Annotated in this window: 8 protein-coding genes; 5 read left to right on the top strand and 3 right to left on the bottom strand. The window is 67.6% G+C overall.

What is annotated here, in order from left to right; all coding sequences use genetic code 11:
- Nucleotides 1-19: 19 nt before the first annotated feature.
- A complete protein-coding gene (locus tag LRM18_RS16855; protein WP_049416399.1) occupies nt 20-925 on the bottom strand; it encodes a LysR family transcriptional regulator ArgP in 906 nt (301 codons plus the stop codon).
- Nucleotides 926-1,063: 138 nt separating this feature from the next.
- Here LRM18_RS16855 and LRM18_RS16860 point away from each other — a divergent pair, with 138 nt between their 5' ends.
- Together LRM18_RS16860 and LRM18_RS16865 are read left to right on the top strand one after the other, a co-directional pair.
- Nucleotides 1,064-1,699 carry a LysE family transporter gene (locus LRM18_RS16860; RefSeq protein WP_049465197.1) on the top strand — a complete coding sequence of 212 codons (636 nt, stop codon included), beginning with the start codon at nt 1,064-1,066 and terminating at the stop codon, nt 1,697-1,699.
- Nucleotides 1,700-1,862: 163 nt separating this feature from the next.
- Nucleotides 1,863-3,851, top strand: coding sequence for a S9 family peptidase (locus LRM18_RS16865; RefSeq protein ID WP_270955098.1), 1,989 nt, complete (start codon nt 1,863-1,865; stop codon nt 3,849-3,851).
- Between the two features lie 56 nt (nt 3,852-3,907).
- Here the strand turns inward: LRM18_RS16865 and LRM18_RS16870 are convergent, their stop codons facing one another.
- The gene (locus tag LRM18_RS16870) at nt 3,908-5,662 is read right to left on the bottom strand and encodes an oligopeptide:H+ symporter (RefSeq protein ID WP_270955099.1); all 1,755 of its coding nucleotides are present in this window, start codon (nt 5,660-5,662) and stop codon (nt 3,908-3,910) included.
- A 109-nt stretch (nt 5,663-5,771) separates the two neighbouring features.
- Complete coding sequence (locus LRM18_RS16875; protein ID WP_270955100.1) at nt 5,772-6,920, bottom strand: heparan-alpha-glucosaminide N-acetyltransferase domain-containing protein; 1,149 nt, start codon at nt 6,918-6,920, stop codon at nt 5,772-5,774.
- Between the two features lie 199 nt (nt 6,921-7,119).
- Between LRM18_RS16875 and LRM18_RS16880 the strand changes: the two genes are divergently transcribed.
- The 3 genes from LRM18_RS16880 (at nt 7,120) to LRM18_RS16890 (ending at nt 12,731) form a co-directional block, all read left to right on the top strand.
- Nucleotides 7,120-9,084, top strand: a complete 1,965-nt coding sequence (locus LRM18_RS16880; protein ID WP_049465191.1) for an oligopeptide transporter, OPT family — start codon at nt 7,120-7,122, stop codon at nt 9,082-9,084.
- A 192-nt stretch (nt 9,085-9,276) separates the two neighbouring features.
- The gene (locus tag LRM18_RS16885; RefSeq protein WP_154330220.1) at nt 9,277-11,355 is read left to right on the top strand and encodes a S9 family peptidase; all 2,079 of its coding nucleotides are present in this window, start codon (nt 9,277-9,279) and stop codon (nt 11,353-11,355) included.
- A 131-nt stretch (nt 11,356-11,486) separates the two neighbouring features.
- Nucleotides 11,487-12,731: a DUF819 family protein gene (locus LRM18_RS16890; protein WP_049465185.1), complete on the top strand. Its 1,245-nt coding sequence runs from the start codon at nt 11,487-11,489 to the stop codon at nt 12,729-12,731.
- Nucleotides 12,732-12,883: the final 152 nt, after the last annotated feature.

The raw sequence follows: 12,883 nt of genomic DNA on the forward strand, positions 1-12,883 counted from the left end.
CCCCTTTTTGCGCTGTGCGTCAGCGCTTGCGCCGGATCAGTGCCGAGGAGGCATCCAGCACGGCGCGGGTCAGCAGCGCCATGGTCTGCACGTCGCCCTTCCAGTGCTGCCAGTACAGCGGCACGTCTTCCCACGCGCGCTGGCGCACGTAGACCAGTCGCCCGGCGTCCAGGTGCCGCTTGACCAGCGGCAATGGATTCATCGTCCAGCCCATGCCGCCCAGGTTGGCCTGCACGAAGGCGCGCGTGGACGGAATCCACCACGTCGGTGCGGTGCTGGGCAGGTCGTCGCCGGCCATGCGCCGGGCGAAGCGCGACTGCATTTCGTCCTTGCGGTTGAACACCAGTACCGGCGCCTGTGCCAGCGCCTGCGCGGTCACGCCCTTGGCGAAGTGGCGTTCGCGGAATTCGGGGGTGCAGGTCGCTGCATAGCGGATGCTGCCCAGCGCATGGATCTGGCAGCCCTGCACCGGCTCGTCCAGCGTGGTCACCGCGCCCAGCACCGTGCCCTGGCGCAGCAGCTCCACCGTGTGGTCCTGGTCTTCCACACGCAGGTCCAGGGTGGTGCCGGTGGTCTGCGCGAACTGGTAGGCGGCCTGCGGAAACCAGGTTTCCAGGCTGTCGTGGTTCACCGCCACCGGGATGCTGGCCTGGGGCAGGTCCTCATCGGCCAGGCCCATGCGGTGCAGCGCATCGTGTTCCAGCAGGGCGGTCTGCTCGGCCAGCTGCACCAGCAACTGGCCCTCGGCGGTCGCGGTGGCCGGGGTGCCACGCTTGACCAGCAGGCGGCCGATCCGGTCCTCCAGCGCCTTGACCCGCTGCGAGATGGCCGAAGGCGTGACATTCAGCGACTGCGCGGCGCGGTCGAAGCTGCCTTCGCGGATGACCGCGGCGAGGGCACGCAGCTGGGCATGATCGATGCGCATCGAATTAAGCTCCGCTAATGTTGGTTTAGGAAGTTTAGCTCGTCTTTTTCATGTTGCGGCGCGACAATGGCGCCCGTTCCGGTGCTGTCCGCCTTCGCGAGGCACCGTCCCCCCAAGCAATACAAGGCAGTGAATCCCATGTTCTCGGTCATCTCCGCCAGCACCGGCCTCGGTGCCTGGTTCTCTGGTGCAGCTACCGGCATCGGCCTGTTCGCCGTGGTCGGCGCCCAGAGCGCCTTCATTCTGCGCCAGGGCATCCTGCGCAAGCACATCGTGCCGGTGGTCGCCACCTGCGCGGCCATCGATGCCATCTTCATCTTCGCCAGCGTCGCCGGCCTGCGCACGCTCACCTCGGCGCTGCCGTGGCTGACCAGCGCCGTGCTGTGGACCGGCGTGGCCTTCCTGGCCTGGTACGCGATGAAGTCGGCACGCCGTGCGATCGCCGGTGGCGGTGGCATGGGCGACGCCGACAGCGACGACGGCAGCCGCCGTGCGGTGCTGATCGCCGCGGTCGGCTTCTCGCTGATCAATCCGCACTTCTGGCTGGACATGATGGTGATCGGCTCGATCGCCGAGAACTTCGGCAACGCCCGCATGGCCTTCGCCGCCGGCGTGGTCACCGCCAGCTGCCTGTGGCTGACCGCGCAGGGCCTCGGCGCGCGCCTGCTGGCGCCGCTGTTCACCAAGCCCAGCACCTGGCGCGTGCTCGACGGCACCATCGCGGTGATCCTCAGCATCCTGGCCCTCATGTTGGCGGTGCGCGGGGTCCACTGACCCGGCGCACGCCCCCCGAACCCACGTCCTGACTCTCTCTCCAAGGTAGTGGCAACGACGGCACCGGCAACGGTGCCGTCGTCTTTTCCGGCTCTGGCGGGAAACCCATGGCCCTGCCTAGAATCGGCCACCAGGACAAGGTGTCCACAGGAGCAGGGGAAGGATGCACAAGACGATTCTGGCGGCCGCACTGGCCGTCATCGGGGGCGTTGCCGCAGGCAGCGTGGGGGCGGTGGACCTGACGCAGTATCTGCGCCGGGAGAGCTTCACCGATATCAAGATTTCGCCGGGGGGCGAGTACGTGGCGGCGACGGTGCCGATGGAGGACGCCACCGCGATCGCCGTGCTGCGGTTGAAGGACAAGCAGATGGTCGGCAGTTTCCGGCCACCCAGCCGCAACCACGCGCAGGAATTCGACTGGGTCAGCAACGAGCGCCTTCTGATCGGCCTGGCCCAGAAGTGGGGCTCGCTCGACCAGCCCAATCCCACCGGCGAACTCTACGCCATCGATGCCAACGGCAATCGCGGCGAACTGCTGGTCGGCTACCGCGTGGAGAGCAACGGCCCGGGAACCCGCATCCAGCCGAAGAAGGTCGAAGCGGTGGCCGCCTTCCTGGCCGACGACCTGCCGGGCGATGAGCGCAACGTGCTGGTGACCGTATGGCCGCTGGCCGAGGATCCGTTCACCCGCGTCGACCGCATGGATGTGACCACGGGGCGTCGCTCGCGGGTGGCGTCTTCGCCGGTACGGCGCGGCGAATTCACCACCGATGGCGCCGGCGAAGTGCGCTTCGTGCACGGCTCGGGCAGCGACAACGTCAACAAGCTGTATTTCCGCGAACGCAGCGGCGACACCTGGAAGCTGATCAACGACGAGGCCGTCAGCAAGCGCATCGAAACCGCCCTCGGCTTCTCGGCCGATGACAGCGTGGCCTACCTCAACGTCGAGCAGACCCAGGGCCCGGATGCGATCGTCAGCTGGAACCCGCAGACCGGCGAGCGCGCCACGCTGCTGCGCGACGAGGTGGTCAATCCGTACCGCATCATCCATCGCCCTGGCACCCATGTGCCGGTCGGCGCGCTCTACCTGGGCGATACGCCACGTACCCGGTTCTTCGACGAGAAGTCGCCGGAGGCACGCCTGTATCGCAGCCTGGAAGCCGCCCTCGGGGGCGCCGTCTACATCACCTCCAGCACCCGCGACGGCCGCGTCGTGCTGGTGGAAACGTGGTCGGGCTCGAACCCGGGCGATTTCTACGTGTACGACACCGTGGCGCGCAAGGCCGACCATCTGATCAGCCGCAGCGACTGGATCGACGTCGAGCGCAGCGCCAGCGTGAAGCCGATTGCATTGAAGGCCCGCGACGGTCTGCCACTGCACGGGTTCCTGACCCTGCCGGCCGGCAGCAACGGCCGCAACCTGCCGATGGTGGTGATGCCGCATGGTGGCCCGTTCGACATCTTCGATTCCGGCCAGTACGACCGCGAAACCCAGATGCTGGCCGCCGCCGGTTATGCCGTGCTGCAGGTCAATTTCCGCGGGTCGGGCAACTACGGCCGGGCCCACACCCAGGCCGGTGCGCAGCAGTGGGGCGCGGCGATGCAGGATGATGTCACCGATGCCACCCGCTGGGCGATCAGCGAAGGCATCGCCGACGGCCGTCGCATCTGTATCTACGGCGCCAGCTACGGGGCCTACTCGGCGATGATGGGGGCCGCGCGCGAGCCCGGGTTGTACCGGTGCGCGGCCGGCTATGTGGGTGTCTACGATCTGCCGATGATGTACACCCGCGGCGACATCCAGGACCGCGGCTCAGGCGTGACCTACCTGCGCGAATGGCTGGGTGATCCGGCCAAGCTGGGCGCGGTGTCCCCGGTGAACCTGGCCGAACGGATCAAGGTGCCGGTGTTCCTGGCCGCCGGTGGCGAAGACAAGCGCGCGCCGATCCAGCATACCGAGCGCATGGAAGCAGCGCTCAAGCGCGCCGGCACGCCGGTGGAAAGCCTCTACTACAAGACCGAAGGCCACGGCTTCTACACCGAGGCGCATCGCAGCGAGTACTACGACAAGCTGCTGGCGTTCCTGGCGCGCAGCCTGGGGGGCAAGACCGCGACGACCGCGCCCGCGGCCGGCAAGGACAAGGCGCCCTGAGCTGACAGGGCGGCGGATGATCGTTCCGCCGCCCTGGTTTTCCACATGTGCGCGGGTTACTTCACCCCGTGCATCATCTTCTTCAGCAGCGGCGCGGCGAGGAAGGCGGCCAGCGCGCAGCCCAGGCCGATCCACATCAGCAGCCAGAACAGGTGCGCATAGGCGCCTGCGGCAGCCACCATGTCCAGCGATTCACCTTCCGGCACCTCGATCGCGGCCAGCTTGCCGAACAGGGCCGCCAGCGTTTCCGAGAACGCGGTAGCCAGGAACCAGGTGCCCATCATCAGGCTCATCACCCGCGGCACGGCCAGCTGGGTCACTGCCGACAGGCCGACCGGCGACAGGCACATCTCGCCGCTGGCCAGCAGGAAGTAGGCCAGCACCAGCCACCACACGCTGGCCATCTCGCCGGTCGCGCCGACCTGCTGAGCAGCCAGCGCCAGCGGCACGAACGACAGCGCGGCAATCACCAGGCCCCAGGCCGACTTGACCGGCTTGCCCGGTTCCCAGCCGCGGCGGTCCATCCAGGTCCACAGCGCGGCGAAGGCCGGTGCCAGCAGCACCAGGAACAGGCCACCGAGATAGGTGAGCGAACCGGCGGTCTGCGGAATCACCAGGCAGTCGCGCACCAGCAGCACCAGCATCAGCACGACAATGGCGGCAAAGAACGCGCGCGGTGCGGCCGAACCCGGGCGCCGTTCCGACAGGCGCGCGCTGACCACGAAGCCCAGCGGTGCCAGCAGCAGCGAGAGGATCGACCACGGCAGCGGCGTGCCGCCGGTGATCACCAGCGCGGGCACGATGTCCTTGGTCAGCAGGCGGTCGGTGAAGGTCACCCACGAGCCGTAGGACTGCTCGTACATCGTGAAGAACACCAGCGCCAGGAAGATCAGCACCATCAGCGCGATCATCTGCTGGCGCTGCACCGGCGTGCATTTCGTGCCGGTGAACCAGGCGAACCAGACCAGCACGCCGCCCAGCACCACCACCATCAGCATCAGCGCCAGGCTGATTTCACCGCCCAGCGCGAACGCGCCGTTGCCGGCAGCCCACATCAGCCACGCCACCGGCAGCACACCAAGCACCGCGCACAGGTAGATGAGCCATTCGCGTGGCAGGCCCAGCACCTTCTGCTTCAGCGCCGCCGGTTGCGGTGGTTCGGCATGGCCCTGCAGGTACTTCTGGCCCCACAGGAACATCGCCAGGCCGGCCAGCATGCCGATACCGGCCGCACCGAAACCGTACTTCCAGCCGTAAGCCTCACCGAGGAAGCCGCACACCAGCGAAGAGAACAGCGCGCCCAGGTTGATGCCGGCGTAGAACAGCGAGAAGCCCGAATCACGGCGCGGGTCGTCCTTGGCGTACAGCTTGCCGACGATGGTGGAGATGTTCGGCTTCAGGAAGCCGACGCCCATGATGATCAGCGCCAGCGACAGGTAGGTCACCGCCAACGCCGAGGTGTCGCGCACCACTTCGCCGTTCACCCGGTACGCCGCATGGCCTTCGAAGGCCATGCCGAGGTGGCCGAGCACCAGCAGGATGCCGCCGAACAGCACCGCCCGGCGCATGCCCAGCCAGCGGTCGGCTAGCATGCCGCCGAACACCGGGATGCAGTACACCAGGCCACCGTAGGCACCGAGCAGGTCCAGGCCGGCCTTGTCGCCGAACAGGTGGTACTTGGTCAGGTACAGCAGCAGCAGCGCCTTCATGCCGTAGAAGGAGAAGCGCTCCCACATCTCGGTGAAGAAACAGACGTAGACGCCCTTGGGATGACCCAGGAAGTCGTCGGAAGCGGAGGCGGCAACGGTCATCGACGGTGGGGACAGCGGAAAGGGCGCGATTATAGGCCTCTGCGCCTGGGCAGGCAGCCGCCGGTGGATCCACGCCATGCAGGGATGGCGCTCCCCCGGCGGCCGCCGCTCACAGGTATCGCAACCATGGCAGATCGCGCCTTCGCGCTTTGAACCGCGCAAACGCCCGCGTCGGCGGGTACAGCCCCACGGCCAGGGCACAGGCCACCAGCAGCAGGCCGCTGACCGAATCCAGCGCATACAGCGTGCCCTGGGTCGGGCCCCACGCGGCCAACGCGGCCAGGTACAGCCCCTTCAACACGTACAGGTGCAGCAGGTAGAAGAACATCGGCGCGGCGCCGATATCGGCCAGCGGCTGCAGTGCCCGCGCCAGCGGCGGCCATTCGTACAGCCGCAGCAGCAACAGTCCCACCCCCAGGGTCAGCAGCAGGAACTGCAAGGACGGCGGGTACTTGGTGACGTTGAAGATGCTCAGCCAGGTACGCAGCGTGGTGGCCTGGTACTGCCAGGGCGCATCGCCGTAGTCGTTGGCGAAGCGCAGCAGCGCGAACAGGGCCAGCGCGCCGACGCCCGCCCACAGCAGCCAGCGCTGGCGCTGCTCCGGCGCGCGCTCGCGGCCGAACCACGGTCCCATCAGGTAGCCCAGCGCAATCACCCCGATCCAGGGCAGCAGCGGATAGGAGGTGCGCAGGCGCAGCGTGCCGGCCTCGATCCAGTCACGCTGGTGCAGCACCTTCCACACCACCGCCAGCAGGCCGTTGCCCTGCACCCCCACACCATCCAGCAGGTTGTGCCCGGCCACCACCGCGACCGCGACCGCCAGCAGGACGGGGCGGGGCAGCCACAGCAGGCCGGCCAGCGCGATCATGCTCAGCCCGATGGCCCAGATCACCTGCAGGTACAGCGTTTGCGGCGGCAGCTGGAAGGTCCAGGCGAAATTCACCAGGGTCAGTTCCAGCACCACCAGGAACAGCCCGCGCTTGAGCAGGAACGCGGCCGTGGCCCCGCGCGGATCCGCCTGGCGCTGGCCGTACAGCCAGGCCGACAGCCCGGTCAGCAGCACGAACACGGGGGCGCACAGGTGGGCCAGCAGGCGGCAGGCGAACAGCGCAGGGGAGACCGTGGCTGCGTCCATCGGGTCGCTCACCTGGTGCTGCAGGAAGAAGGTCTCGCGCACATGGTCGAGCAGCATCAACAACATGACGGTGCCGCGCAGCTGGTCGATGGAGGCCAGGCGGGAAGGGGAGGAAGGGGGCATGCGATGCGGCAACGACAGGACAGCATTAAGATATAACATATCAATTGCGGCGATCCCAGCCGGACTTTGCCGGGTCTGCCGATTCCGGGGCCATGCACCGCGCCGTTGCGCTGCGGCGGCCGCCCCATCCTTTGGCACGCTGGACTTGGTCTGCCCTGAACGCTAGCGTGGCAGGGATTTTTTGCCAGCAGGGGCTTCCATGAACCACGACGCTGCGCCCAAGCAGCTCACCTTCCGCGCAGTGGCCCTGGCCATCGTGCTGGCGGTGGTGCTGTCGGCCGCAAACGCCTACCTCGGTCTGTTCGCAGGCCTGACCATCGCCACCGCCATTCCCGCCGCGGTGATTTCCATGGGCGTGCTGCGCCTGCTGGGCGGTGGCTCCATCCTCGAGAACAACATCGTGCAGACCGGCGCCTCGGCCGGTTCGTCGATCGCCGCCGGTGTGATCTTCACCATCCCGGCGCTGGTGATCATGGGCTACTGGCCGGACTTCAAGTACTGGTGGGTGCTGGGCATCGCCGGCCTCGGCGGCCTGCTGGGCGTGCTGTTCTCGGTGCCGCTGCGCCGTTCGATGATCGTCGAAGACCCGCTGCCGTTCCCGGAAGGCAAGGCGGCAGCCGAAGTGCTCAAGGCCGGTGAGAACCCGGGCCCGGGCCTGAAGATCCTCGGCCTGTCGGCGGTGATCGGTGCCTTCGTCAAGCTGGCCGCGGAAAGCGGCATGCGCCTGATTCCCGATGCCTGGGCCACCTCGGCCTACGTCGGCAGCTCCAAGGTCACCGCCTTCATCGGCACCAACCTGTCGCCGGCACTGCTGGGCGTGGGCTACATCGTCGGCCTCAACGTCGGCATCGTGGTGGTGTCCGGCTCGATCCTGACCTGGCACATCGCCATTCCGATCTACCAGGCGTTCTTCATGAACACCGATCCGGCACTGGCCGCGTCGGTCGCCACCGCCTCGTCCACCGAGGCCGCGTTCGCCATCTGGGGCGCGAAGATGCGCTACCTGGGTGTCGGCGCGATGCTGATCGGTGGCATCTGGACCCTGATCTCGCTGCGCAAGTCGCTGCTCAACGGCGTCAAGAGCGGCTTTGCCGCCGCCCGCAAGAGCGGTGGCCCGGTGCTGGCGCACACCGAGCGCGACCTGCCGATGAAGTGGATGCTGGTCGCCCTGGTGGTGTTCGTGCTGCCGCTGCTGGCCCTGTACCAGGCCATCGTCGGCCAGTGGCACGTGTCGATCCCGATGACCCTCATCATGATCGTCGCCGGCTTCCTGTTCGTTTCGGTCTCGGCCTACCTGGCCGGCCTGATCGGCTCGTCCAACAACCCGGTTTCGGGCATCACCATCTCCACCATCCTGTTCGCTTCGGCCGTGCTGGTGGTGCTGCTGGGCGCCGATGGCCTCAAGCCGGTCGGTGCCGGCGGCGCGCCGCTGGGTGCGGTGGCCGCGATCATGATCGGCGCGGTGGTGTGCTGTGCCGCCGCCGTCGGTGGTGACAATCTGCAGGACCTCAAGGCCGGCTACATCGTCGGTGCCACCCCGTGGAAGCAGCAGCTGATGCTGGGCATCGGCGCGTTCTCGTGCGCGCTGATCATGGCCCCGGTGCTGAACCTGCTGGCCACCGCCTACGGCATCGGCGTGAAGTCCGAGCTGCACCCCAACGCGCTGGCTGCGCCGCAGGCCAACCTGATGGCCTCGGTGGCCAAGGGCCTGTTCGGTGGTGAACTGCCGTGGACGTTCATCGGCATCGGTGCCGTGGTCGGTGCCGCCATCATCGCCTTCGACAGCTGGCTGAAGGCGCGCAACGCCCGCTTCCGCGTGCCGGTGCTGGCCGCCGCCATCGGCATCTACCTGCCGCTGGAGCTGATGGTGCCGATCTTCCTCGGCGGCCTGATCGCCCACCTGGTCGAGCGCTTCCACAAGGTGCGTGCCGATGACGAAGAAGGCCGCGACCGCGTGCACAAGCCGGGCGTGCTGTTCGCCGCTGGCCTGATCACCGGCGAAGCGCTGATGGGCATCGCCATCGCGATTCCGATCGTGGTCAGCAGCCGCGCCGACGTGCTGGCCGTGCCGTTCCACCTGCCGGGCGCACAGTGGATCGGCCTGGCCGTGCTGTTCCTGGTCGGCTGGCTGATCTACCGCACCGGCAAGTACGCCAAGGCGTAAGGGAAGGGTAGTGCCGGCCGCTGGCCGGCAACGCCAACGCAATGCCGGCCAGCGGCCGGCACTACCGCAGACCCCGCTTCGGCGGGGTTTGCCTTTTCTGGCGGCTGCTCGATCACGGCCATGACCGATGGCCTTGGCAGCCCCGGCCGCACGGGCCTACCATCGGTTTTTTGCCGTCCTGCGGAGACCCCGATGAAACTGCGTCATGCCCTGCTGCCACTGAGCCTGCTGGCCGCCCTGCCCAGCGTCGCCGCTGCCCGCGGCCTGGACGTCCGCGACATGGTGGCCATGGACCGCGTCTCGGCGCCGGTGCTGACCGCTGACGGCGGCACCGTAGTGTTCGCCAAGCGCAGCGTGGACGCCAACCTGAAGGCCTCCACCGCACTGTTCGCACGCAACCTGCGCACCCGCGACGCAGCGCCGCCGAAGCAGATCACCCCGGCCGGCTGGAACGTCAATTCCGCTTCGCTGTCGGCCGATGGCCAGACCGTCTATTTCCTCAGCGCCAAGAACGGCAGCCAGCAGTTGTATGCACAGCCGATCGGCGGCGGCACCCCGCGCCAGCTGACCGACTTCCCGGTCGACGTGGACAGCTACCACGTGTCGCCGCAGGACGACCGCGTGCTGTTCAGCGCCGGCGTGTTCCAGGCCTGTGCCTCGGACCTGGCCTGCACCGAGAAGAAGCTGAAGGACGTGGCCGGCGCCAAGGCCAGCGGCAAGGTCTTCGATTCGCTGTTCGTGCGCCACTGGGACACCTGGAACGACGGCCGCCGCAACACCCTGTTCGTCGCGCCGCTGCCGACGGCCAAGGCCGGCGCGGTCAAGGGCGCTTCCGCGCTGAGCGCGACCATCGACGGCGATGCCCCGTCCAAGCCGTTCGGTGGCAATGATGACTTCGCGTGGTCGCCGGATGGCGCCAGCGTGGTGGCCAGCATCCGCGTGGCCGGCAAGCAGGAGCCGTGGTCGACCAACTTCGACCTGTACCGCTTCGACGCCGCCGGCAAGCAGGCGCCGGTCAACCTGACCGCTTCCAACCCGGCCTGGGATGCCGGCCCGGTGTTCAGTGCCGACGGCAAGACCCTGTTCTACCGTGCGATGAAGCGCCCGGGCTTCGAGGCCGACCGCTTCGGCCTGATGGCGATGGACGTGGCCAGCGGCAAGACCCGCGAGATCGCGCCGCAGTGGGATCGTTCGGCCGGTGGCATCACCCTGTCCGCCGACGGCGCCAGCATCTACACCACCGCCGATGACCTCGGCGAACACCCGCTGTTCCAGATCGACGTGGCCAGCGGCAAGGCCACCAAGCTGATCGGTGATGGCAGCGTGACCGCGGTCGACGTGGCCGGCAACAGCGTGGCGATCACCCGCAACAGCCTGAAGAGCAACGACCAGGTGCTGGTCGGCCTGCTGCCGGCCGCGGGCGAAGCCATCGGCGAACTGCGCGCGCTGACCCCGGCCGCCGGTGAGGTGCTCAAGGACGTCAGCTTCGGCGACTACGAACAGTTCGAGTTCAAGGGCTGGAACAACGACACCGTGCATGGCTACGTGGTCAAGCCGCACAACTACCAGGAAGGCAAGTCGTACCCGGTCGCGTTCCTGATCCATGGCGGCCCGCAGGGCAGCTTCGGCAATGGCTGGAGCTACCGCTGGAACCCGCAGACCTATGCGGGCCAGGGCTACGCGGTGGTGATGATCGACTTCCACGGCTCCACCGGCTACGGCCAGGCGTTCACCGATGCGATCAGCCAGCACTGGGGCGACCGCCCGCTGGAAGACCTGCAGAAGGGCTGGGATGCGGCGCTGAAGAAGTACTCCTTCCTCAACGGTGACAAGGCCTGTGCGCTGGGCGCCAGCTACGGCGGCTTCATGGTCAACTGGATTGCCGGCAACTGGAACAGCCCGTTCAAGTGCCTGGTCAACCACGACGGCGTGTTCGACCAGCGCATGATGGGCTACGCCACCGAAGAACTGTGGTTCACCGAGTGGGAGCAGGGCGGCACGCCGTACCAGAAGGCCGCGAACTACGAGAAGTTCAACCCGGTCAACCACGTGGCGGACTGGAAGAAGCCGATCCTGGTCATCCACGGCCAGCAGGACTTCCGCATCCCGGTCGAGCAGGGCCTGGCCGCGTTCACCGCCGCCCAGCGCCAGGGCATCGAATCGAAGTTCCTGTACTTCCCGGATGAAAACCACTGGGTGCTGAAGCCGAACAACAGCATCCTGTGGCATGACACCGTCAATGCCTGGCTGAAGCAGCACATCGGCAACTGAGGGTTGCGGCGCCGCCCTCCGGGGCGGCGCTTCTGTTTTCTGGTAGTGCCGGCCGCTGGCCGGCAACCGCTTGCCGCTTCCCACCTGTACGAGATTGCCGGCCAGCGGCCGGCACTACCCAGAGCGCCTGCATGCCCTCGAACGCCCTGATCCAGAATGACATCGTCGTCTTCGGTTTGATCGCCGCCACGCTCGGTGCCGTGTTCTGGACCGCCTCGCGCGAGCAGGGCCTGTGGAAGCGCTTCTACACCTTCGTGCCGGCACTGCTGCTGTGCTACCTGATTCCCGGCATCTACAACACCGTGGGCCTGATCGACGGCCAGAACACCCGGCTCTACAACCCGATCGCGCGCGACATCCTGTTGCCGGCGGCGCTGATCCTGCTGACCCTGGCAGTGGACATCAAGGGCATCCTGCGGCTCGGCCCGAAGCTGGTGCTGATGTACCTGGGCGCCTCGGCCAGCATCATGCTGGGCGCAGTGGTGGCGTTCCTGGTGATGCGCGCGATCCATCCCGACACCGTGGCCGGCGACACCTGGGCCGGCATGGCCGCGCTGGCCGGCAGCTGGATCGGTGGCGGCGCCAACATGCTGGCGATGCGCGAAGTGTTCGACGTCAATGCGACCACCTTCGGCCAGTTCGCGGTGGTCGATGTCGGTGTCGGCTACGTGTGGATGGCGGCGCTGATCTTCCTGGCCGGGCGCGCGGCGAAGATCGACGCACGCAGTGGTGCCGATACCTCGGCCATCGACGAACTGAAGGAGCGCATCGCGCGCTTCCAGGCCGAACATGAGCGCATTCCCAGCCTGACCGACCTGATGCTGATCGTGGCCGTGGCCTTCGGTGGCGTCGGACTGTCACATGCGATCGGTGCGCCGCTGGCGGCCTGGTTCAAGGCCAACGTCAGCTGGGCCTCGCAGTTCAGCCTGGACGCGCCGTTCGTGTGGGTGGTGGTGCTGTCGACCACGCTGGGCCTGAGCCTGAGTTTCACCCGCGCACGCAACCTGGAAGGGGCGGGGGCATCGCGCCTGGGTTCGTTGCTGCTGTATTTCCTGATCGCCTGCATCGGCATGCAGATGGATCTGCTGGCGCTGCTGGATCGCCCGTGGCTGTTCCTGCTTGGCCTGATCTGGATCGCCGTGCACATCGTGCTGCTGTGGTGCCTGGGCAAGCTGCTGAAGGTGCCGTTCTTCTATTTCGCCATCGGTTCGCAGTCGAACATCGGTGGCCCGGCCTCGGCGCCGGTGGTGGCGGCCGCGTTCCATCCGGCGCTGGCACCGGTGGGCGTGCTGCTGGGTACGATGGGCTATGCCACCGGCACCTACCTGGCCTACATCGTCGGCATCACCCTGCGCGCACTGGCCGGGCAGGGCTGATGGGGTAGTGCCGGCCGCTGGCCGGCAACCCGGTGATGCCTCACGGGTTCATGAGGTTGCCGGCCAGCGGCCGGCACTACCGATGCGCTATGTCACCGGCAAGCCGCGTTCGACCAGCCACGCCTTCGCGTCTTCGGCGTCCTGTTCGAACC

It is taken from the genome of Stenotrophomonas sp. PI_27 (assembly GCF_027854495.1).
Lineage (GTDB): Bacteria > Pseudomonadota > Gammaproteobacteria > Xanthomonadales > Xanthomonadaceae > Stenotrophomonas > Stenotrophomonas pavanii.

Bases quoted from the DNA above. Each gene is read 5' to 3' on its own strand.
- LRM18_RS16855 (WP_049416399.1), bottom strand. From the start codon at position 925: ATGCGCATCGATCATGCCCAGCTGCGTGCCCTCGCCGCGGTCATCCGC.
- LRM18_RS16860 (WP_049465197.1), top strand. From the start codon at position 1,064: ATGTTCTCGGTCATCTCCGCCAGCACCGGCCTCGGTGCCTGGTTCTCT.
- LRM18_RS16865 (WP_270955098.1), top strand. From the start codon at position 1,863: ATGCACAAGACGATTCTGGCGGCCGCACTGGCCGTCATCGGGGGCGTT.
- LRM18_RS16870 (WP_270955099.1), bottom strand. From the start codon at position 5,662: ATGACCGTTGCCGCCTCCGCTTCCGACGACTTCCTGGGTCATCCCAAG.
- LRM18_RS16875 (WP_270955100.1), bottom strand. From the start codon at position 6,920: ATGCCCCCTTCCTCCCCTTCCCGCCTGGCCTCCATCGACCAGCTGCGC.
- LRM18_RS16880 (WP_049465191.1), top strand. From the start codon at position 7,120: ATGAACCACGACGCTGCGCCCAAGCAGCTCACCTTCCGCGCAGTGGCC.
- LRM18_RS16885 (WP_154330220.1), top strand. From the start codon at position 9,277: ATGAAACTGCGTCATGCCCTGCTGCCACTGAGCCTGCTGGCCGCCCTG.
- LRM18_RS16890 (WP_049465185.1), top strand. From the start codon at position 11,487: ATGCCCTCGAACGCCCTGATCCAGAATGACATCGTCGTCTTCGGTTTG.